Below are 19,783 nucleotides of genomic sequence, written 5' to 3' on the forward strand. Positions count from 1 at the left end.
CACCCCCGCCGCTCCCGCCGCCGGCGGGCCCACGCGCGCGACCCGCCCCCCCCCCCCCGCCCCGCGGGGGGGCCCCCCCACCCTCGGGCGGCCCCCCCCGCGGCTCTCGTCATGCCCCGCGCGGACCTCGACGCACGTCCCGGGCGAAGCCTCGTGTTCGGGGCAGTGCCGCGAGTCCAGCGCGGCGGTGTGCCGCCTGAACGCTGAACGTCGGGCGGCACGGGAGGCCCACGACCGCGGCCCGTGACGGGGGCGGCCAGGCCGCGTCAGGGCGTCAACGGGGGCCGGGGCCGGTCGTCCCGGTTGTCGTCGTGGCGCTGCGCGCCGCCCTCGTGAATGACCTCGCCCTGGACGACCTTGCCGTCGGGGTATCGCATCCGGGCCTGCTGGAACGCGCCGCCGAGGCCGCCGGCCGTCGCGGCGTTCATCCGCCGCTCCAGCGAGCGCTCGGCAAACCGGCCGAGCCGGATGCGTACGGGCGGAAGCAGAAGCAGCAGTCCGGCCACGTCGGAGATCAGGCCGGGCAGCATCAGCAGAAGCCCGCCGAGCATCAGCAGGCCGTTGCCCTCGCCACGCGCCGGGGAGGCGGCAGGCGCCGCGCCCTGACCCGTCTGCTGCTGGAGCGTCTCCCTGAGGTTCGTGAAGGCCCGGCGCCCGGCGCGCTTGATCACCACGGCTCCGAGGACCCCGGCGCCGACCAGCAGTCCGAGGACGGCGAAGCCGCCCGCCTCGGACGCCACCACGGTCAGCAGCCAAATCTCCAGGATCAACCAGGCGGCGACGCCCAGCGGGAGAAACGTGCGGGCGCGTGAGCGCTTACGGGCGGTCGGGGGCGGGGCGCCGGTCGTCATGCTCCCAGTGTGCCTGGGCGTTTGTCGGAGCGGCGTATGGGGTGGTCAGGAAGATCGAGGAGTGCGCGGCCGGTGCGCCCTGCGGCCGGTGATGCGGCCCACCCGCTCCCCCACTCCCCATGCGGTGACGCGCCAGAGCGCCTCGACGACGATGTCCTTGTTCATCTTCGAGTCGCCGTGTTCGCGCTCGACGAAGGTGATCGGGACCTCGACCACATTGAAGCCGGCGGCCACGGCCCGCCGGGCGAGATCGACCTGGAAGCAGTAGCCCTGGGAGGCGACGTCGCCCAGGCCGAGGCCCTGGAGGGTCTCGGCGCGGAACGCACGGAAGCCACCGGTGACGTCCCGCAGCGGTACGCCGAGCAGCAGCCGCGAGTACGTGCTGCCCCCGCGGGAGAGGAACTCGCGGTGCTTCGGCCAGTTGACGACCCGCCCGCCGGGTACCCAGCGGGAGCCGAGTACGAGGTCGGCGCCCTTGAGGGCGGTCAGCAGTCGGGGCAGTTCCTCCGGCTGGTGGGAGCCGTCGGCGTCCATTTCGACCAGCACGCCGTAGCCGTGCTCGATGCCCCACTCGAATCCCGCGAGGTAGGCGGCGCCGAGGCCTTCCTTGCCTTTGCGGTGCAGCACGTGAACCTGCTCGTCCTGCGCGGCGACCTCGTCGGCGAACTTCCCTGTGCCGTCGGGGCTGTTGTCGTCGGCGACGAGGACGTGCGCCTCGGGTACGGCGGCGCGCACCCGGGAGACGATCGACCGGATGTTCTCGGCCTCGTTGTAGGTCGGGATGATCACCAAGGCTCTGCCGAGCGGACCGTACCGCCTCCCCTGGGCTCCTCCGCCTTGGGGAACCGCACCACCGTCGTTCACTGCTGCCCCTTAAAGTCCGTACGCAGAGCCCCACCATAGCGACAGCCACGAGCGCTATCGCGGCGGCACGGATCATCCGGGAGCGGGGTCGGCCGGACGGGCGCAGCGGATCGGGCCCGGCGTCCTTCGGGCCGACCTGGGGCCCGCTGGCTGCGGGTCGACCGAGAGCCGTTGTCTACTGAACGCCGGGCCCCACCCGGGTCTCACCTGCCGACCGGCTGAATCCTTCCCTCTGCCCCCGAGGCGCGGGCGCTGGACCTGGCTCCCAGCGTGGTGCGCCGGTGCGGCACACCACCCCATGACCCAGCGGCGTTCGACGACTTGCGTGGAGGTTGCCGATCGGACGTTCTTTGGTGGACCCGGCCGAACCTACCCGCCGGTGGGCGCTGCCTGTCAACAGTCGTCTGATCAGCGACAATCAACCGAACTACCAGGTCAGAGGGGAAGATCCGCAGGTCGTGGCGGACCGGCGGGAGAACCCTTCGGCGGTGCGAAATGTCCTCACGTCACCCGTTCGGTCCCGCGAAGACGGTCTGCCCCGCGACCACGGTCCGCAGACACACGGGGAGTTCCTTGCCCGGGCTGAGATCGGGCAGACCAGGGGTGCCGGAACGCGGGTCGGTGGACCAGCGCGCGACCCTGTCGTCGGGGGCCTGGACGACCAACTCCTCAGTGCGCCAGACCGCGTAGTCGGCCGGCGCGCCGGGCACGAGCACACCCGCGTCGTCGCGGCCGACGGCACGCCAGCCGCCCCGCGTGTGGGCGGTGAAGGCGGCACGCGCGGAGATGCGGTGTTCGGGCGTCCGGTGGAAGGCGGCCGCCCGGACGGTGCCCCACGGGTCAAGAGGTGTCACCGGGCTGTCGGAGCCGAAGGCGAGTGGTACACCGGCGCGCAGCAGCGCCGCGTACGGGTTGAGGGTGCGGGCCCGGTCCGCGCCGAGGCGCTGGGCGTACATGCCGTCGTCGCCGCCCCAGGCCGCGTCGAAGGCGGGCTGCACGGAGGCGGTGAGGCCGAACTCGGCGAAGGCCGCGATGGTCTCTGGGGTGAGCATCTCGGCGTGCTCGATCCGGTGCCTGGCCGCGCGGACACGGGCCAGGCCGACTTGCTCGGCGGCCGCACGCACGCCGTCGACGACCGCGCTCAGGGCGGCGTCGCCGATGGCGTGGAAACCGGCCTGAAGTCCTGCCTCCGTGCACGCGGCGACATGAGCCGCGACCGCGGCCGCGTCGAGGTGGGCGGTCCCGCTCGTGCCGGGGGCGTCGGTGTAGGGGGCGTGCAGACACGCGGTGTGCGAGCCGAGGGATCCGTCGACGAACAGGTCGCCCGCCGCTCCCGCGGCGCCGAGTTCGCGGATACGCGTGGCGTCCTTCTCGTCGGCGACCTGTTCAGCCCAATAGCCGACGACACGGGGGCCGGGCTGCGCCGCGGCGAGCGCCAGGAGGGAGGTGAAGTCGTCCTCGTCGGAGATCTCGGGGCCGGCGCACTCGTGGACGGTGCCGATACCGAGCGAGGCGGCGTGGGCGAGTGCCGCGCGCTGGGCCGCCGTCCGCTGCGCGGGGGTGACGGCGGCGTGGGCGGCGGCCCGCACGGCGTGGTGGGCGGCGCCGGTCAAGGGAGCGTCGGGGTGGTAGCCGGTGAGACCGGTGGCACCGGGAACGAGGTCGAGCAGGGCGGTGGTGACGACCGCCGAGTGGACATCGACGCGCGGCAGGTACAGGGGGCGGCCGCCGGCCGCCTCGTCGAGCTCCGCGCGATGCGGGGGCCGCTGTTCGGGCCAGCGGGTCGCGTCCCATCCGTGGCCGAGCAGCACCTGGTCGGCGGGGCGCGCGGCGCTGTGCTCCCGTACGAGACGCAGGGCCTGTGTCAGGGAGGCGGCGCGGGAGAGGTCGAGGCCGGTGAGGGCGAGTCCGGTCGACGTGGTGTGAACGTGCGCGTCGGTGAACGCGGGGGTGACCAGGGCCCCTTCGAGGTCGATCACCTCGTCGACACCGGAGGCGAATGCGTCGGCGGCGCCCTCGGAGCCCACCCAGGCGACGTGTCCCCTCTCGACGACCATCGCGGTGGCGAAGGGGTCGGCGGGGCTGTGGACTTCTCCACCGCGCAGCAGCACGGTGCGGTGTTCGCTCTGGGGGGCGGTGCGCTCGGTCATGGGTCCAAGACTAGATACGCGGCGGGCGTGCCTCGTACGGGGTGGAGAGGACGACCGTGGTGCGGGTGGAGACACCGGACAGGGAGCGGATGCGGGTGAGCAGGTCCTCCAGCTGCAGCGGGGTGGCGACGCGTACCTTGAGGATGTAGTTCTCGTCGCCCGCCACGCTGTGGCACGCCTCGATCTCGGGGACGTCGGCGAGCCGGTCCGCGATGTCGTCGGGGGCACTCGGGTCGAACGGCTTCACCGAGATGAACGCGGTGAGCGGCAGCCCGACCGCCTCGGGATCGACGACCGCGGCGTAACCGCGGATGACGCCCCGCTGCTCGAGACGGCGGACGCGCTGATGCACCGCCGAGGTGGAAAGGCCCGTGGCCTTTCCCAGGTCGGTGTAGCTCATCCGCCCGTCCTTGACGAGCAAATCCACGATCTGACGATCCAGCTCCTCCATGCGGATCAACCTATTGCCCCAGGTGGCTTCCGGCACAGTCCACGACGGCCCGCAGAGGCACCTACGGAGGCCATGTGACGAACGCCACAGGTCTGCCCTGCGGCTCCGCCGTGACCCCACGGTTACCTGCCCGGCGCGATGGGCATTGCTTGCTGTGGTCGAGGCCGCAAATGCCTGAACGGCCCATCCGAGGGGGAGATTCTCCATGCAGAGCGCCAAGACTTTGCCGTCCAAGAACGGCGGACGTACCGAACCGGAGCCTGTTGATCCGGCCGATCTGGCGGAGACGGACGATCTGGAGGCGTACGACACCTTCGAGATGTACCGGGTGATCTGCCCGGACTGTGCGCAGCCGATCGCGCTACTGGCGGACGAGGCCGTCCTGCCGGAGCACGCGCTGTGCCCCACTCCGTGGAACCCGTTCGGGCTGACGGTGTGCTCGGGAACCGGCCGGGACGCCTCATCGGCCCGCCCGGCCGATGAATCCCTGGAAGTTCAGGAGCAGGACACCGCACTGCTGTTGACGCTCCCTCAGGGACTGGATTGGCGTACCCAGCCCTTCTCGCACGTCGGCGGCCCGGGGTCGCGGCCGCTCAAGGTGCCGCCGATGCGGCGCGCCGCCTGACAGGCCCGTTTTCCCTGGGAGACCCGCGCCCCCGGACAGCACCGAATCTCCGTGGCGGGGTCTGCGGGCCGAAGTCGCCGCGGCGTGGGGACCGCCGCGGCGCGCCGGCCGTCAGGACAGGGCCTGCGGACCGTGTAGTTCGTGCACAGGCGCACGAATAGTCCTGACGGTAACCGCTTCCGCGCGCCGCGCGTTGGCGGGGCATGACCCTGCACTCCGCGACCACGCGTAGTCGGCGGCGCCTTGTCGTGCCCGCCTATGAAGAATCGGTTCCGCGACCGGCCGATCCGCCCATCTACCGCGAGCTCCTCCAACTCTGGGCGAGCCGGGGCAGAACCCTGCCGGGACGCCGCGATCCCGAATGGATCAGACTCGCGGCGCCTCCGGTCACCAGCGGGCGGGTCAGCGCGTCTCAGGCCCGGCCAGGTGCCGGGCGATGACCATCCGCTGGATCTGGTTGGTGCCTTCCACGATCTGCAGCACCTTGGCCTCGCGCATGAAGCGCTCGACGGGGAAGTCCTGGGTGTAGCCGTAGCCGCCGAGGACCTGGACGGCGTCGATGGCGACGCTCATCGCCGTGTCCGTGCAGAACAGCTTCGCCATGGCGGCCTGCTGCGAGAACGGCCTGCCCGCGTCCCGCAGGCGGGCCGCGGCGAGATACAGCGACCGTCCCGCCTCGATCCGGGTGGCCATGTCGGCGAGCATGAAGCGCAGCCCCTGGAAGTCGGCGATGGGGCGGCCGAACTGCCTGCGCCCCGTGGCGTATTCGAGCGCAGCGTCCAGGGAAGCCTGGGCGACACCGATGGCGCAGGCGGCGATGCCGAGCCGGCCGGAGTCGAGGGCGGAGAGCGCGATGGCGAAGCCCTGCCCCTCCTCGCCGAGACGGCGGGAGTCCGCGACCCGCACCCCGTCGAAGTGGAGCTGGGCGGTGGGTGAGCCCTTCATGCCCATCTTCTTCTCTGGGGCCGCGGCGTTCAGTCCCGGCGCGTCGCCCGGAACCAGGAAGGCCGTGATGCCGCGCGGGCCGTCGACGCCGGTGCGGGCCAGGACCGTGTAGAAGTCGGCGACCCCGCCGTGGGTGATCCAGGCCTTGGTACCGGTGATGACCCAGTCGTCGCCGTCGCGCACCGCCTTCGTACGCAGGGAGGCGGCGTCGGAGCCGGAGGCGGGCTCGGAGAGGCAGTACGCGCCGAGCAGGCCGCCGCCGAGCATCGCCGGCAGATGCTCGGCCTGCTGCTCCTTGGCACCGAAGCCGGCCAGCGCATGACAGGCGAGGGAGTGGACGCTCACGCCGAGACCGACGGTGAGGCGGGCCGCGGCCAGCTCCTCCAGCACCTGGAGGTAGACCTCGTACGGCTGGTCCCCGCCGCCGAACTCGGAGTCGTAGGGAAGGCCGAGCAGTCCGGAGTCGGACAGGAGCGAGAAGACCTCGCGCGGGAAGTGTCCGGCGTCCTCCTCCTCGGCCGCGCGGGGGGCGATCTCCCGCTGGACGATGTCGCGGACCAGGGTGATCAGATCCCTGGCCTCCTCGGTGGGCAGCTGACGGTCCACCGGCTGCGGGGCGCGGTCGGGCATTGCGGCGCTCTCCTCCCTGTCGGGCGCTGCGACGGTCACGCACGAAGGGTGTGGGCGTGCCGCCGGTCGTACTACCAGGCCGATGCTGCCTTCCGGATCACGAAAGACGCTGGACAGCGGCTTGTGGCGCGTTGAGTATGCCCGATTCGGCGGGTCCCGTCACCAGGTCGCCCGCAGGCCGTGAACGTGATCCAGAACTCGTCGAGCTTGGTCCGAACCATTGACCAGCTGGTCTAGTCCTCATACCGTTCATGCACCCAAGACTTATAGACGCGTCCATGCCAAGCACTCGGTCTGCCGACCGCTCACCCCCACCCGCTCTCCCTCCCCCACGAGGAGACACCATGCTCGGAGCACACCACCGCCGCGCCCGGTTCAGGGCACTTCTCGCCACCGCCTGCACCGCGGTCCTCGGCGCGACCCTGCTCACCGGCGCGGGCACCGCGTCCGCCGGGACGCCCGCCCCCGCCGCCGCCCGGCAGGCGACGGCCCCCACCGCCGCCGGCGACAAGGTGATCGGGGAGCCCGGCGGCACGGCGACCGGGCCGGCGCCGGGCAAGTACGAGCAGGGCATCGACGACTACAAGGAGCTGAAGTCCAGGTGCCCGGCGAACGGGACCGTGGCCGGCACCGCGTACGCGCACTGCGGCAACCAGTGGTGGAGCTACGACACACCGGCCGGCATCGCCGGGAAGATGAACTACAAGAACGAACAGGGCCTGGGCGGCACCTTCTTCTGGGAGCTCAGCGGTGACACCACGGACGGAGAGCTGATCAAGGCGATCAACTGATCTGTACGGAAAGGCGATCAAGGGGCGGGCAGCCGGCGGGCGCCCGCCCCTCGCTCATACGGCGTGCCCCCGCCCATGCGGTCCGGTCTCGCTCATGCGGGCCGGCCGCGCTCACACGGTCAGCGGCACCGCGGCCGGTTCGGCGACGGGCGGTGGCTCCGGGCAGGCGGGCTCGAACTCCGCGATCGTGCGCAGCGTGGCGCGCAGCAGCCGCACCAGCAGCGCGCAGACCGCCTCGCGATCCGGCCGCCGGCCGGCGAGCCAGTCGAGGGTGATCTGTTCGACGCCGCTGAGCCAGCCCAGCAGGGCGAGCCTGGCCATCAGCGGGATCTCACGCCGTCCGTACGCGCCCTCCGCGATGGTCGCGATCAGCTCCTCGCGCACCGCCTCCCGGATCGCCTGCACCTCGGTGTCGAAGCCGACTCCGCCCGTGACGATGGTGCGGAACGCCGCTTGGTGGTGCTCGGCGTAGCACAGATAGCCGTCGACGGTGCGGTGCACGCGCTCGGCGCGCGGCAGCTCCCGCTCACCGGCGGCCCGGGTGACGAGCTCGGCCACCGACTCCTCGATGACGGCCAGGTAGTAGCCGCGTTTGCTCTTGAAGTAGTAGTAGATCAGCCCTTTGGCGATGCCGGCGTGCTGGGCGATGTCGTCGACGGACAAGGCGTCGTACGAGGTGTCGGCGAACAACTTCCGGCCGATCGCGATGAGTTCGGATCGACGGATCTGCGCCCGCTCGGTGGCGCCGCGCTGGTGACTGCCGCTCAAGGTGATCCCTGGTCTCGAGTGCCGGAGGATCGTGCCGGATCTTCGCAGTATGTCAGGGGTGGATCACGCCGCCGTGGCCGCGCTCCCGCAGGTGCCGGGCCGGAGCGGGACGCTAGAAGAGGCCGACCTGGGTGATCAGCATGGCGAGGACGACGACGAGCGTCCAGCCGACGATGTGCTCGAGGATGTCGGACTCGTCGTCCGGGCCGCCGGTGCGGGTCGTGGGCCGGACTCGGTCGGCCGTGGCTGCGGTCGAAGTCATGGTGCGTCTCACTCGGTCGTCTGGCAGGTGGGCTCCCCCGTGACCACACCACAGTGCCAGCAGTTCCGGCCCCGGCGGTAGAGACGTTGGTCACTGCCCCCGGGGCCGGGCCGGTCGCGTCAGCGGACGCCGACGGCCGCGAGGGCCTTGCGCTGGGCGGGCGTCGGGAAGGCGGGCCAGTACAGGTAGCAGACGCCTCCTGTGCCCGAGACCACTTTCCCGCTCGCGTTGTAGCGCTTCGTGCGCAGCCAGATCTTCTCCCACTCGGCACGCTTGTAGACACGGCGTACGGCCTCGTTACTGGGGGACGCCGGGTCGTTCGCGATCACGTCGCCGCCCGCGGTGAAGCCGATCACCGTCATCAGATGGCCCGATGTGCCGTAGCCGGCCCCCGTGAGCTCCTCCTTGAGGAACGACTGGGACGTTATGGCCGGGATTCCGGCCGCGATCAGCGTCTCCAGGTCCGTCAGCGAGGAGAGCCGGGTGACGACGGCGCTCATGTCGCGGTAGCTCGCGGCGTAGGCGGCGTTGAACGGCCAGTTGCCACAGCCCTCGTACTGATGGTCGAAGGTGTGGCGGGCCGCGTGGCAGACCTGCGGATCGTCGAAGTCGGGGTTCACCCAGGCCAGATCATCGGCAGAGGGCTTGCGCCCCCAGTACTCGATGATCATCTGCGAGGAGGTGGGGCTGCACCACGCTTCGCCGCCGTTGTCGTACTCCGGGTACTGGCCCACATGCGTGTTCTGGGAGTACCGCGGCACCGACAGCTCGCGCGCCAGCCCCGGCTCGGACGCGGGGACGCCGAAACGGTCCGGGACGTCGGAGGCCATGGCGCCGAGGCGCCACACCGTGGGCGTGAGCCGGGTCCCCGGCCTGCGGTACAGAGTCAGCCGCAGGCGGTACGTCGCCAGGCGCAGTCCGCTCGCGGCGTCGTCGACGGAGAACGTGTCGGTCCAGATGCTCGCCCTGCCGTCGCCCTGGTCGTCCACCGAGGTGCGGCGGATGTCCTTGTCGCCGGCGGCCCAGCGGCCCATGACGAACCACGGAGTGGCGCTGCCGTCGGAGTACTCACCGTTCAGCTCGACCTGGATCCAGGTGCCCGCGGGCGTCTGCGCGTTCCAGGAGGCGATGACCTCGGTGGCCGGGACGCTGGGGCGGTGCGGCGGGGAGGTCCAGGTGGCGTACTCCCAGTGGGAGGTGGTTCCGGTGTGCGGGTCGGTGTAGTCCGTGGTCCCGGCGGGCGTCGCGATGGCCACGCCGGGGCGGCGGCCGGCGACGGCGGCGGTACCGGCCCGCTCGCCGCACCGCCAGTCCGTGTAGGAGGACCAGAAGCGGTTGTCGACGAACGTCCCGGAGCGCCGGGCCCGGGGAGCGGTCCGGGTCTCGCAGTCCGCGGCCGCGGCCGCGGCCGGTCCGGCTGAGGACAGCGTCCCCGCGGTGGCGGCTGCCGCGATCGCGGCGCCCAGTACGGTTCTGCGCGAAGCAGGTCTGGCCATGTGACCCCCAAGTCAGATGCGCGACAGTGGGCCAACTATCCCGGAGCGGAACGCTCCTCTGCCAGCGATTCGCCTCGCGTCGCCGGGCCAATATTGGTCTGATCCAGTGGCATGACCTGCGGCGCCGTACCGCGCTGGGCCCGGGCCGGGCCTGCGCCGCCGTCCGGCGGCCTCTTAGGGTGGCCCCATGGACCACCTCGACCGGCGGGCAGCCGGGCTGCGCGCGCTGGCACCCTCCTGCGGTCCGGTGCGGCTGGTCGCCGTGGACGGCCACGCGGGTTCGGGCAAGAGCACGTTCACAGGCCGGCTCGCCGAGGCGCTCGGCGGGAACATACCGGTGCTGCATCTCGACGATCTGGCCACCCACGAGGAACTGTTCGGCTGGACCGAGCGCGTGCTGAGCCAGGTGATCGGTCCGCTGGCGGCCGGCCGGGACGCGGCGTATCACCCGTACGACTGGAATCTGCGGCGCTTCCTCGCCCCGCGCCGGCTGGCCGCGGCGCCTGTCGTACTGGTGGAGGGCGTGGGCGCCGGACGGCGCGCGCTGCGCCCCCATCTTGCGGCGCTGCTGTGGATGGACCGGGGCGCACAGGAGTCATGGGCGCGGGGCAGGGCTCGCGACGGTGCCGCGCTCTCCGCCTTCTGGGACGGATGGACGGCGGCGGAGACACGCCATTTCTCGGCGGATCCGTCCCGCCCGTTCGCGGATGCGCTGATACGCGAGTGCCGCGAGGGATACGAGTGGCTCCCGAAACCCTCAGAGACTGCACGTTCGCACCACTCGGTCACTCATGGTGAGGGCTCTCCCCCGGCATACTGAACAGTCGGAATTCTGGCTCAAGAGTGCCTCAACTCTGCTTGACCGACGGGGCGGGCAGGTCTTACGTTCTCAATGCGCGGCTTTCGGAAGCCGCCGCAGACGCGAAGCCCCCGGTTGTTCCCCCGTGATCGGGGGCTTCGTTCTGCCCCCTTTTCACTCGCCCGGCCCCTTCGCGACCCCTTTTCGCTCACCCTGGGTCACCGTTGCCGGGTCGTCACGGCGCTCTTAATCGCCGCCCCCAGCGCAGGTACGATGCACCCCTGTGGGCACCTCCCATGACCGTCAGGTCGTAGGGGGAGGGTCAATTCCCTTCCGTGGCAAGGCCGTTCCGGCTGCGATCGCGGCGTCCACCGGCGCGACATCACTGGTGCACCGTTTGTGGGGGAAGTGGGGGGCCCTATGGACATCGGCACGCAGGGCGTACGGACGCCGGCGGACCTGGCCTGGATGCGTGGCGTGGACGCCTGCACGATGGGCGCGTACCCGCAGGCCGAGGAGGAGTTCCGCACGGCCGTCCGGCTCGACCCCGGCATGGCGGACGGCTGGCTGGGCCTGCACGCCCTGCGCGTCGACACCGCAACCGCCCTGCTGCACATGTACCGCAACCGCGACCGCTTCGGCGAGCAGCGGACCCGGCACCGTCGCACCCTCAACTCGTGGTACTGGCTGGGGTGGTGGGTGCAGCCCGTGCTGGAGAGCCCGCGCGACCTGCTGCTCGCGCACGCCTCCCACTGGCTCGACGGCCGGCATGTGCCCGAGCTCGACCGGGCGCTCGCCGCGCTGCCGCCCGTCGACGCCGATCCGCAGGTGCGGTTCCTGCACGCCTGCCGGGCCTACCTGGTCAAGGACTGGGAGCAGCTCGTACGCCACACCGAGCCGCTGGTCGACGATCCTCTGCTGGGTGTCGAGGCCGGGCTCTTCGGCGGCATGGCGCGGGTGCGGCTGGAAATGTACGGGCAGGCTGAGCCGCTGCTGTCCGCCGCCCTGATGCGCTGCCGCAGCGAGCAGCCGCAGCGCAAGGAGCTGCGGTACTGGCTGGCGCGTGCGCACGAGGGCACCGGCCGCAGCGCCGCGGCGCTGCCGCTGTACCGCGCGGTGCACCGCATCGACCCGGCCTTCATGGACACGTCCGCGCGGCTGGCGGCCATCGCCGAGTACGACGGGATCGACGGCTACGACGACTCGATGGGCCTGGCCGCCGTGGCCCTCGGGTTCGCCGGCGACACCGCCGACTCCCAGCTGGACAAGGACCCACCGCCGCTCCCGGAGCCGCGCCTCGGGGGTGATCCCGGCGGGCAGCTGCCGGGTGGCGTACCCACGGCACCGGCCGAGGGACGGCGGCGCACGTCGGCCGTTCCGGAGCGGTCCGCTCCCCCGCCGTTCCCCGCCGGGCCCACCGATCCGGTGCTGCTGGCCGAAGCGCTGGCGGAGCTGGAGCGGATGGTGGGTCTCGAGCCGGTGAAGCGGCAGGTGAAGGCCCTGTCCGCACAGCTGGAGATGGCGCGGCTGCGGGCGGGGCAGGGGCTGCCCGTACAGCCGCCGAAGCGCCACTTCGTCTTCTCCGGCCCTTCCGGCACGGGCAAGACGACGGTCGCCCGCATCCTCGGACGGGTGTTCTACGCCCTGGGGCTGCTCGGCGGCGATCATCTGGTGGAGGCCCAACGGTCCGACTTGGTCGGCGAGTTCCTCGGCCAGACGGCGGTGAAGGCCAACGAGCTGATCGACTCGGCGCTGGGCGGGGTGCTCTTCGTGGACGAGGCGTACAGCCTCTCCAACTCCGGCTACAGCAAGGGCGACGCGTACGGCGACGAGGCGCTCCAGGTGCTGCTCAAGCGCGCCGAGGACAACCGCGACCATCTGGTCGTCATCCTGGCCGGCTACCCGGAGGGCATGGACCGGCTGCTCGCCACGAACCCGGGACTGTCGTCCCGCTTCACCACACGCGTCGACTTTCCCTCGTACCGGCCGCTGGAGCTGACCGCGATCGGTGGCGTGCTGGCGGCGGACAACGGCGACGTGTGGGACGAGGAGGCGCGGGACGAGCTCCGCTCGATCAGCGCGCATGTGGTCGACCAGGGGTGGATCGACGAGCTGGGCAACGGCCGCTTCCTGCGCACGCTGTACGAGAAGAGCTGCGCCTACCGTGATCTGCGGCTGACCGGCTACTCGGGCCCACCGACCCGCGAGGACCTCGCCACACTGCGGCTGCCCGACCTGATGCAGGCGTACGGGGAGGTCCTGTCGGGCCGCGGTCCGGTGGGCCGGGGCCCGCAGGAACCTCCCCTCGGCTGATCCCTGCGGCCGGTCAGCCGTTCACGAGCGCCTCGGCCGAAGCCGGGTCGACGGAGATCGGCTCGGCGGCTGGGGCGGGGCGGGGGCTCCTCGGCACGCCGACCCGGTGGGCCGGATCGCGTACCTCGCCGACCAGCATCTCCAGTACGTCCTCCAGCGCGACCAGGCCGAGCACCCGGCCCGACGCGTCGGCGACCTGCGCCAGATGGGTCGCCGCCCGGCGCATCACGGCGAGCGCGTCGTCGAGCGGCAGTTCGGCGCGCAGGGTCGCCATCGGGCGCCAGACGTGCTGGGGCACGGCGCGCTCCCCCTCCTCCAGGTCCAGCACGTCCTTGACATGCAGGTAGCCCATGAACGGGCCGTCGCCCTCGGCGCAGACCGGGAAGCGGGAGTAGCCGGTGCGGACCGTGCACTCCTCGATCTGCCGGGGGGTGACGGACGGAGCGACGGTGACCAGCGCGGAGCGCGGGATCAGGACGTCGGTGACCGGGCGGCTGCCCAACTCGAGCGCGTCCTCGAGCCGCTCCTGCTCGGCGGGCTCCAGCAGCCCCGCCTGGCCCGCGTCCTCCACCAGCCGGCCCAGCTGCACGCTGGTGAAGACGGCCTCCACCTCGTCCTTCGGCTCGACCCCGAAGGCCCGCAGCACCAGCCGGGCGCAGGCACCGAGGCCGGTGGTGACGGGCCGGCAGAGCCGGGCGAAGCCGACCAGTCCGGGGCTGAGCCACAGAGCGGTCCGCTCCGGCGCCGCCATGGCCAGGTTCTTCGGCAGCATCTCGCCGACGACGAGGTGCAGGAAGACCACGACGGCCAGGGCGATCACATAGCCCAGCGGATGGATGAGGCCCTGCGGCACATGGGCCGCGTGGAAGACGGGCTCCACCAGACGGGCGACGGTCGGTTCGGCGACCGCTCCGAGTGTGAGGGAGCAGACGGTGATGCCGAACTGGGCGGCCGCCATCATCTGCGGCAGGTTCTCCAGGCCGTGCAGCACCTGGCGGGCCCGCGACGAGCCCTGTGCCGCGAGCGGTTCGATCTGGCTGCGGCGTACCGACACGAGGGCGAACTCGGCGCCGACGAAGAAGCCGTTCGCCAGGACCAGCAGGAGGGCGAACAGCAGTTGCAGGGCGCTCATCGGACCGTCCCCGCGACCGGGCCCGTCAGCACCGGGATGTCGGCGGTGCGCACCAGGCGCACCCGCTCGGCACGGTAGCGGCCGACCTGGCGCACGGACAGCCGCCAGCCGGGCAGTTCGGCGCGGTCGCCGGGGGCGGGGATGCGTCCGAGCAGATCGGCGACGAGGCCGGCGACGGTCTCGTACGGTCCGTCCGGCACGTCGAGGCCTATGCGGCGCAGGGTCAGCACACGGCAGCTGCCGTCGGCCTCCCATGCGGGCCGTCCGTCCTCGGAGCCGACGGGCGCCAGCTCGGGCCGGGCGTCCGCCTCCGCGTCGTGCTCGTCGCGGACCTCGCCGACGAGTTCCTCGACGATGTCCTCGAGGGTGACGACGCCGGCCGTGCCGCCGTACTCGTCGACGACGACGGCTATGGGCTGTTCGCTGCGCAGCTGTTCCAGCAGTTGCTGGACCGGAAGGGTCTCCGGCACCAGGAGCGGGGCGACGGCGATCTGCTCGACCAGGACCCTCTGGCGCTCCTGTGAGCGCACGGCGAGGGCGTCCTTGAGATGCACCATCCCGACGATCTCGTCGATGCGCTCCCGGTAGACGGGGAAGCGGGACAGCCCCGTGGCACGGGTGAGGTTGAGGACGTCGGCCGCGGTGGCGCCCGTCTGCAGGGCGCTCACCTTCACTCGAGGGGTCATCACATGCTGCGCGGTCAGATGCCCGAGGGCCAGGGTCCGCACGAACAGGTCGGCGGTGTCCTGTTCCAGCGCACCGGCCCGCGCCGAGTGGCGGGCCAGCGACACCAGCTCGCCGGGGGTGCGGGCGGACGCCAGCTCCTCCGCGGGCTCGATGCCGGTCAGCCGTACGAGATGGTTGGCGGCCGCGTTCAACAGGGTGATGACCGGGCGGAAGACGGCCGAGAAGGCGGTCTGCGGGCCGGCGACGAAGCGGGCCACCTGGAGCGGCCTTGACACCGCCCAGTTCTTGGGGACCAGTTCGCCGATCACCATCTGGACGGCCGAGGCCAGCAGCATGCCGATGGCCACCGCGATCCCGGGCACGACCCCTGCGGGCAGTCCGGTCGCGGTCAGCGGCCCGCCGAGCAGATCGGCGAGAGCGGGCTGCGCCAGCATGCCGACGACGAGCGAGGTGATCGTGATGCCGAGTTGCGTGCCGGAGAGCTGGAAGGACAGCTCGCGCAGCGCCGTGACGACGCGTCGGGCGCGGCGGTCGCCCTCGGCGGCGGCGCGCTCGGCGTCCGGGCGCTCCACCGTGACGAGTCCGAACTCGGCGGCGACGAAGAAGCCGTTGGCAAGGATGAGAAGAAACGCTGCGGCGAGCAGCAGAAGCGGGATGGTCATGCCGCCGCCTCCTGGGAGGGGGCGGCGCAGGTACTACCGGACGATCCGTCCATTGCTGGAGGGAGTCACTCCTCGGGTCGCAGGGCGCCCCGCCGGCCTCGGGGCCGCGTCGTGCGGGGCGGGGCGCACTCGGCGCCGCCGCACACCAGAGTAATCAAGCCATGGCCGGGGAGGCAGGGGCAATGCCGGTCAGGGTGCGTCCGGGCGAGTGCCACGCGTCTCCACGAGGGTACGCAGCGAGCGGGCGTCGTCGATGGCGCGGGCCCTGGCGATACCCGGCTGGATGCCCAGCACCGGCAGGCTCGTGCCGTCGCTCAGGTCGAGGAACACCCACGGGTCGCCGGACCGCAGGTTCACCCGCAGGATCTCCGCCCACGCCAGCCGGCGCGTACGGGTGAGGTTGACGACGGTCACCCCGTCGTCGTCGGCGACGACTTTGGGCCGGCTCAGCAGCACGAGCACACCGAAGAAGAGCAGCGCCGTGAAGACGAAGCTGATGCGCTCGGGAGGACTGAGCCGGTCGAGGAGCAGGGAGATCGCGGTGACCACGGTGAACATGGCCGCGCCCACGGTCAGCAGGACGATCCGGGTACGGGTCGGCCGGAACGTGACCGGGAGGTTGGGAACCGGCTGTGCGGTGGTGGACATGGTCAGTGCGTCCTCAGAGCCGGCAGGCGTGGATGGCAGTGGTGAGGATGGCCCGCGCGCCGAGGGCGTACAGGTCGTCCATGATCCGCTGCGCCTCCTTGGCGGCGACCATGGAGCGCACGGCGACCCAGCCCTCGTGGTGCAGGGGGGAGATCGTCGGGGACTCGAGGCCCGGCGTGAGGGCGACGGCCTGCTCGAGGTTCTCGACGCGGCAGTCGTAGTCCATCATCACGTAGCTGCGGGCCACGAGGACGCCCTGGAGGCGGCGCAGGAACTGCTGCACCTGGGCGTGCTCCGGGTCGGCGCCGGTGCGCCGGATCACGACCGCCTCGGAGGTCATGATCGGCTCGCCGATGACCTCGAGGCCCGCGTTGCGAAGGCTGGTGCCGGTCTCGACGACGTCGGCGATGACCTGGGCGACGCCGAGCTCGATGGCCGTCTCGACGGCGCCGTCGAGGTGGACGACGGAGGCGTCGGTGCCGTTGTCGGCGAGGTGCTTGGCGACGATGCCCTCGTAGGAGGTGGCGATCGTCATGCCGCCGAAGTCCTCGACGCCCTTCGCGGTGCCGGGTTTGGTGGCGTAGCGGAAAGTGGAGCGGGCGAAGCCGAGCTGGAGGATCTCCTCGGCATTCGCTCCGGAGTCGAGCAGCAGATCGCGGCCGGTGATGCCGATGTCGAGCTTGCCGGAGCTCACGTAGATCGCGATGTCGCGCGGGCGCAGATAGAAGAACTCGACCTCGTTCTCGGGGTCGACGAGGACGAGCTCCTTCGACTCCTTGCGCTGCTGGTAGCCGGCCTCATGGAGCATCGCCGACGCAGGTCCGGACAGTGAACCCTTGTTGGGGACGGCGATGCGCAGCATGAGACGGGCTTCCTTTGTTCGTGTGACGGGTGACTACGGAAGGGGCGGTCGGCTAGAGGTGGGCGTAGACGTCGTCGAGGGAGATGCCTCGCGCGACCATCATCACCTGGACGTGGTACAGCAGCTGGGAGATCTCCTCCGCGGCGGCGTCCTTGCCCTCGTACTCGGCGGCCATCCACACCTCGGCGGCCTCTTCGACGACCTTCTTGCCGATGGCATGGACACCCTTGCCCACCAGCTCGGCGGTGCGGGAGGTGGCGGGGTCGCCTTCGGCGGCCTTCTGCTGGAGCTCGGCGAAGAGCTCCTCGAACGTCTTATTGGACATGGTGGTCCCAGACTACGCGGAAGTGGCCGCGGCTCAGCGCCAGGGTTCGGATACTGAACGCAGGATGGTCGCCGTGGCGACGGCCGCCGTGACGGCCTCATGGCCCTTGTCCTCGTTCGCCCCCTCGATTCCGGCCCGGTCGAGCGCCTGCTCCTCGGTGTCACAGGTCAGCACGCCGAAGCCGATGGGGACGCCGGTGTCGACGGAGACCTGGGTCAGCCCCTGGGTGACGCCCTGGCACACGTACTCGAAGTGGGGCGTGCCGCCGCGGATGACGACGCCGAGGGCGACGATCGCGTCGTAGCCGCGGCCCGCCAGCACCTTGGCGACGACGGGCAGCTCGAAACTGCCGGGGACGCGCAGCAGCGTCGGCTCGTCGATGCCGAGCTCGTGCAGTGCGCGCAGGGCGCCGTCGACGAGGCCGTCCATGACCTTCTCGTGCCACTGGGCCGCGATCACCGCGACCCGCAGGTCGCCGCAGTTGCGGACGGACAGTTCGGGCGCACCCTTGCCGCTCATGTTTCTCCTAGCCGTACTAGCCGTGTCTGTCTTGCCGGCCGCGCAGAACCGGTCTTGTCGATCGCGCGGAACTACTGGTTGCCGCAGGTCGTCGCGGTGACCGCGTCGAGCCAGGGCAGGTCGTGGCCCATCCGGTCGCGCTTGGTGCGCAGGTACCGGATGTTGTGTTCGCCGGCCTGGACGGGCATCGACTCGCGTCCGAGGACGGTGATGCCGTGCCTGACGAGGGCGGCGGACTTGTCGGGGTTGTTGGTCATCAGCCGCACGCTGCGCACCCCGAGGTCCTCGAGGATCTGCGCGCCGGCGGCGTAGTCGCGGGCGTCGGCGGGCAGGCCGAGTTCGAGGTTGGCGTCGAGGGTGTCCCGGCCGCGCTCCTGGAGCTCGTACGCGCGCAGTTTGGACAGCAGCCCGATGCCGCGGCCCTCGTGGCCGCGCAGGTAGACGACGATTCCGCGGCCGGCCTCCGCGACGCGCTCCATGGAGGCGTTGAGCTGCGGGCCGCAGTCGCAGCGCAGCGAGTGGAAGATGTCGCCGGTGAGGCATTCGGAGTGGACGCGCACCAGGACGTCCTCGCCGTCGCCGATGTCGCCGTGGACGAGCGCGACGTGCTCGATCCCGTCGACGGTCGAGCGATAGCCGAAGGCGGTGAACTCCCCGGCGGAGGTGGGCAGGTGGACCTCGGCCTCGCGCTTGACGGTGGGCTCCGAGCTGCGGCGGTAGGCGATCAGGTCCTCGATGGAGATGATCGTCAGGCCGTGCTTGCGGGCGAACGGGACGAGTTCGGGCAGTCGCAGCATCACGCCGTCCTCGCCGGCGATCTCCACGATCGCGCCGGCCGGGCGCAGCCCCGCGAGACGGGCGAGGTCGACGGCGGCCTCGGTGTGTCCGGGGCGGCTGAGAACGCCTCCGGGCTTCGCGCGCAGCGGGAAGACGTGGCCGGGCCGTACGAAGTCGGCGGGGCCGGCCTGGCCGCCGGCCAGCAGCTGGAGGGTGGTGGCGCGGTCGGCGGCGGAGATGCCGGTGGTGACGCCGTAGGTGGGTCCGGCGTCGACGGAGACGGTGAAGGCGGTCTGCATCGACTCGGTGTTGCGGCCGACCATCTGGGGCAGTTCGAGCCGCTCCAGCTCGTCGTTCTCCATGGGGGCGCAGATCAGGCCGCGGCACTCGCTCATCATGAACGCGACGACCTCGGGCGTGGCCTTCTCCGCGGCGATGACGAGGTCGCCCTCGTTCTCCCGGTCCTCGTCGTCGACGACCACGACGGGCCGGCCGGCGGCGATGTCGCGGACGGCCTGCTCGACGGGGTCGAGCGAGAGGTCCTCGATGTTGTCGGTGGAGTACCAGGTGGGCAGTGCAGTCATGCTGCCGCTCCTTCCAGGGTGGGCTCGGCGCTCGTCCGGGAGCGCAGCCACCAGTCGCGCAGGCCCCACAGGACGAGCGCGCCGTAGACGACGTAGACGAAGCCGGAGAAGGCGAATCCGTTGGCGAAGTTGAGCGGGACGCCGACCAGGTCGACGAGCAGCCAGGCGAACCAGAACTCGACCATGCCGCGCGCCTGGGCGAACATCGCGACGAGCGTGCCGACGAAGATGTACGCGTCGGGCCACGGGTCCCACGACAGCGACGGGTACAGGGTGAACAGGCCGCCGACGGCGAGGGTTCCGACGACGGCGCCGCCCAGCAGGCAGCCGCGCTCGCGCCAGGTCGCGAACCTGACGGCGATCGAGCCGTCCTGCGCCTGCCGCCGGCCGCGGGTCCACTGCCAGTAGCCCCAGGCCGCGACGGCCATCACGACGATCTGCTTGCCGGCGCTGCCGGTCAGATGGGACGAGGCGAAGGCGACGAAGAGGATGACGCCGGAGACGAACTGAGCGGGCCAGGTCCATATGGAGCGCCGCCAGCCGAGCGCGAGGGCGACCAGACCGACGATGTTGCCGATCATGTCGGACCACTTGATGTGCTGGTCGAAGGCGGTGAACGCCTCGGAGTTGAGCCAGGACACG

Annotated in this window: 19 protein-coding genes and 1 pseudogene; 4 read left to right on the forward strand and 16 right to left on the reverse strand. The window is 71.6% G+C overall.

Annotated elements, in window-relative coordinates; translation table 11 throughout:
- Nucleotides 1-266: 266 nt before the first annotated feature.
- The 4 genes from fxsA to ACIQ7Q_RS28070 all read right to left on the reverse strand — a co-directional run bounded on the left by fxsA (nt 267) and on the right by ACIQ7Q_RS28070 (nt 4,316).
- The gene (gene fxsA / locus ACIQ7Q_RS28055) at nt 267-851 is read right to left on the reverse strand and encodes an FxsA family membrane protein (protein ID WP_403867870.1); all 585 of its coding nucleotides are present in this window, start codon (nt 849-851) and stop codon (nt 267-269) included.
- Between the two features lie 45 nt (nt 852-896).
- Nucleotides 897-1,715 carry a polyprenol monophosphomannose synthase gene (locus ACIQ7Q_RS28060; RefSeq protein ID WP_403867873.1) on the reverse strand — a complete coding sequence of 273 codons (819 nt, stop codon included), beginning with the start codon at nt 1,713-1,715 and terminating at the stop codon, nt 897-899.
- Between the two features lie 506 nt (nt 1,716-2,221).
- A complete protein-coding gene (locus tag ACIQ7Q_RS28065; RefSeq protein WP_403867877.1) occupies nt 2,222-3,865 on the reverse strand; it encodes an amidohydrolase in 1,644 nt (547 codons plus the stop codon).
- Nucleotides 3,866-3,875: 10 nt separating this feature from the next.
- Nucleotides 3,876-4,316: an Lrp/AsnC family transcriptional regulator gene (locus ACIQ7Q_RS28070; protein WP_403867880.1), complete on the reverse strand. Its 441-nt coding sequence runs from the start codon at nt 4,314-4,316 to the stop codon at nt 3,876-3,878.
- Between the two features lie 205 nt (nt 4,317-4,521).
- Here ACIQ7Q_RS28070 and ACIQ7Q_RS28075 point away from each other — a divergent pair, with 205 nt between their 5' ends.
- Nucleotides 4,522-4,941 carry a hypothetical protein gene (locus ACIQ7Q_RS28075; RefSeq protein ID WP_403867883.1) on the forward strand — a complete coding sequence of 140 codons (420 nt, stop codon included), beginning with the start codon at nt 4,522-4,524 and terminating at the stop codon, nt 4,939-4,941.
- A gap of 402 nt (nt 4,942-5,343) precedes the next feature.
- Here ACIQ7Q_RS28075 and ACIQ7Q_RS28080 read toward each other — a convergent pair whose 3' ends face one another.
- On the reverse strand, nt 5,344-6,516 hold the full coding sequence (locus ACIQ7Q_RS28080) for an acyl-CoA dehydrogenase family protein (RefSeq protein ID WP_403868305.1): 1,173 nt from the start codon (nt 6,514-6,516) through the stop codon (nt 5,344-5,346).
- A gap of 521 nt (nt 6,517-7,037) precedes the next feature.
- Here ACIQ7Q_RS28080 and ACIQ7Q_RS28085 point away from each other — a divergent pair.
- A pseudogene (locus ACIQ7Q_RS28085) lies at nt 7,038-7,307 on the forward strand (glycosyl hydrolase family 18 protein); the annotation flags it as partial.
- Nucleotides 7,308-7,418: 111 nt separating this feature from the next.
- On the opposite strand, the gene ACIQ7Q_RS28090 reads toward ACIQ7Q_RS28085, so the two are convergent.
- From ACIQ7Q_RS28090 to ACIQ7Q_RS28100, 3 genes are all read right to left on the reverse strand, one after another.
- A complete protein-coding gene (locus ACIQ7Q_RS28090; protein WP_403867886.1) occupies nt 7,419-8,075 on the reverse strand; it encodes a TetR/AcrR family transcriptional regulator in 657 nt (218 codons plus the stop codon).
- Nucleotides 8,076-8,187: 112 nt separating this feature from the next.
- On the reverse strand, nt 8,188-8,337 hold the full coding sequence (locus ACIQ7Q_RS28095; RefSeq protein WP_403867889.1) for an SCO1431 family membrane protein: 150 nt from the start codon (nt 8,335-8,337) through the stop codon (nt 8,188-8,190).
- A 119-nt stretch (nt 8,338-8,456) separates the two neighbouring features.
- Nucleotides 8,457-9,833, reverse strand: a complete 1,377-nt coding sequence (locus tag ACIQ7Q_RS28100; RefSeq protein ID WP_403867891.1) for a peptidase C39 family protein — start codon at nt 9,831-9,833, stop codon at nt 8,457-8,459.
- Nucleotides 9,834-10,020: 187 nt separating this feature from the next.
- Here ACIQ7Q_RS28100 and ACIQ7Q_RS28105 point away from each other — a divergent pair, with 187 nt between their 5' ends.
- Nucleotides 10,021-10,653, forward strand: a complete 633-nt coding sequence (locus tag ACIQ7Q_RS28105; RefSeq protein ID WP_403867894.1) for a uridine kinase — start codon at nt 10,021-10,023, stop codon at nt 10,651-10,653.
- A 399-nt stretch (nt 10,654-11,052) separates the two neighbouring features.
- Nucleotides 11,053-12,945 carry an AAA family ATPase gene (locus ACIQ7Q_RS28110; protein WP_403867896.1) on the forward strand — a complete coding sequence of 631 codons (1,893 nt, stop codon included), beginning with the start codon at nt 11,053-11,055 and terminating at the stop codon, nt 12,943-12,945.
- Nucleotides 12,946-12,958: 13 nt separating this feature from the next.
- Here the strand turns inward: ACIQ7Q_RS28110 and ACIQ7Q_RS28115 are convergent, their stop codons facing one another.
- From ACIQ7Q_RS28115 to ACIQ7Q_RS28150, 8 genes are all read right to left on the reverse strand, one after another.
- Nucleotides 12,959-14,077 (reverse strand): hemolysin family protein, encoded by a 1,119-nt coding sequence (locus ACIQ7Q_RS28115; protein WP_403867899.1) that lies wholly within the window; start codon nt 14,075-14,077, stop codon nt 12,959-12,961.
- Nucleotides 14,074-15,426 carry a hemolysin family protein gene (locus ACIQ7Q_RS28120; protein ID WP_403867902.1) on the reverse strand — a complete coding sequence of 451 codons (1,353 nt, stop codon included), beginning with the start codon at nt 15,424-15,426 and terminating at the stop codon, nt 14,074-14,076. Before ACIQ7Q_RS28120 ends, ACIQ7Q_RS28115 begins: the two co-directional genes overlap by 4 nt.
- A gap of 189 nt (nt 15,427-15,615) precedes the next feature.
- Entirely contained in the window at nt 15,616-16,074 is a 459-nt protein-coding gene (locus ACIQ7Q_RS28125; protein WP_403867905.1) for a PH domain-containing protein, read from the reverse strand.
- A gap of 13 nt (nt 16,075-16,087) precedes the next feature.
- Nucleotides 16,088-16,936, reverse strand: a complete 849-nt coding sequence (gene hisG, locus ACIQ7Q_RS28130) for an ATP phosphoribosyltransferase (RefSeq protein ID WP_403867908.1) — start codon at nt 16,934-16,936, stop codon at nt 16,088-16,090.
- Nucleotides 16,937-16,988: 52 nt separating this feature from the next.
- A complete protein-coding gene (locus tag ACIQ7Q_RS28135; RefSeq protein WP_356631478.1) occupies nt 16,989-17,261 on the reverse strand; it encodes a phosphoribosyl-ATP diphosphatase in 273 nt (90 codons plus the stop codon).
- Between the two features lie 33 nt (nt 17,262-17,294).
- The gene (gene ribH, locus ACIQ7Q_RS28140; protein ID WP_403867911.1) at nt 17,295-17,780 is read right to left on the reverse strand and encodes a 6,7-dimethyl-8-ribityllumazine synthase; all 486 of its coding nucleotides are present in this window, start codon (nt 17,778-17,780) and stop codon (nt 17,295-17,297) included.
- A 71-nt stretch (nt 17,781-17,851) separates the two neighbouring features.
- Nucleotides 17,852-19,141, reverse strand: a complete 1,290-nt coding sequence (locus tag ACIQ7Q_RS28145) for a bifunctional 3,4-dihydroxy-2-butanone-4-phosphate synthase/GTP cyclohydrolase II (RefSeq protein ID WP_403867914.1) — start codon at nt 19,139-19,141, stop codon at nt 17,852-17,854.
- The gene (locus ACIQ7Q_RS28150; RefSeq protein WP_403868308.1) at nt 19,138-19,782 is read right to left on the reverse strand and encodes a nicotinamide riboside transporter PnuC; all 645 of its coding nucleotides are present in this window, start codon (nt 19,780-19,782) and stop codon (nt 19,138-19,140) included. The genes ACIQ7Q_RS28145 and ACIQ7Q_RS28150 overlap by 4 nt, the downstream gene beginning before the upstream one ends.
- Nucleotide 19,783 lies beyond the last annotated feature (1 nt).

The sequence above is a fragment of the Streptomyces sp. NPDC096176 genome (assembly GCF_044763255.1).
In the GTDB taxonomy this organism is placed as follows: domain Bacteria; phylum Actinomycetota; class Actinomycetes; order Streptomycetales; family Streptomycetaceae; genus Streptomyces.

What these genes read in the sequence shown, in the direction of transcription:
- ACIQ7Q_RS28115 (WP_403867899.1), bottom strand. Translation starts at nt 14,077, where the DNA reads ATGAGCGCCCTGCAACTGCTGTTCGCCCTCCTGCTGGTCCTGGCGAAC.
- ACIQ7Q_RS28105 (WP_403867894.1), top strand. Translation starts at nt 10,021, where the DNA reads ATGGACCACCTCGACCGGCGGGCAGCCGGGCTGCGCGCGCTGGCACCC.
- ACIQ7Q_RS28070 (WP_403867880.1), bottom strand. Translation starts at nt 4,316, where the DNA reads ATGGAGGAGCTGGATCGTCAGATCGTGGATTTGCTCGTCAAGGACGGG.
- ACIQ7Q_RS28120 (WP_403867902.1), bottom strand. Translation starts at nt 15,426, where the DNA reads ATGACCATCCCGCTTCTGCTGCTCGCCGCAGCGTTTCTTCTCATCCTT.
- ACIQ7Q_RS28095 (WP_403867889.1), bottom strand. Translation starts at nt 8,337, where the DNA reads ATGACTTCGACCGCAGCCACGGCCGACCGAGTCCGGCCCACGACCCGC.
- hisG (WP_403867908.1), bottom strand. Translation starts at nt 16,936, where the DNA reads ATGCTGCGCATCGCCGTCCCCAACAAGGGTTCACTGTCCGGACCTGCG.
- ACIQ7Q_RS28080 (WP_403868305.1), bottom strand. Translation starts at nt 6,516, where the DNA reads ATGCCCGACCGCGCCCCGCAGCCGGTGGACCGTCAGCTGCCCACCGAG.
- ACIQ7Q_RS28065 (WP_403867877.1), bottom strand. Translation starts at nt 3,865, where the DNA reads ATGACCGAGCGCACCGCCCCCCAGAGCGAACACCGCACCGTGCTGCTG.
- ACIQ7Q_RS28145 (WP_403867914.1), bottom strand. Translation starts at nt 19,141, where the DNA reads ATGACTGCACTGCCCACCTGGTACTCCACCGACAACATCGAGGACCTC.
- ACIQ7Q_RS28135 (WP_356631478.1), bottom strand. Translation starts at nt 17,261, where the DNA reads ATGTCCAATAAGACGTTCGAGGAGCTCTTCGCCGAGCTCCAGCAGAAG.
- ACIQ7Q_RS28110 (WP_403867896.1), top strand. Translation starts at nt 11,053, where the DNA reads ATGGACATCGGCACGCAGGGCGTACGGACGCCGGCGGACCTGGCCTGG.
- ACIQ7Q_RS28100 (WP_403867891.1), bottom strand. Translation starts at nt 9,833, where the DNA reads ATGGCCAGACCTGCTTCGCGCAGAACCGTACTGGGCGCCGCGATCGCG.
- ribH (WP_403867911.1), bottom strand. Translation starts at nt 17,780, where the DNA reads ATGAGCGGCAAGGGTGCGCCCGAACTGTCCGTCCGCAACTGCGGCGAC.
- fxsA (WP_403867870.1), bottom strand. Translation starts at nt 851, where the DNA reads ATGACGACCGGCGCCCCGCCCCCGACCGCCCGTAAGCGCTCACGCGCC.
- ACIQ7Q_RS28125 (WP_403867905.1), bottom strand. Translation starts at nt 16,074, where the DNA reads ATGTCCACCACCGCACAGCCGGTTCCCAACCTCCCGGTCACGTTCCGG.
- ACIQ7Q_RS28075 (WP_403867883.1), top strand. Translation starts at nt 4,522, where the DNA reads ATGCAGAGCGCCAAGACTTTGCCGTCCAAGAACGGCGGACGTACCGAA.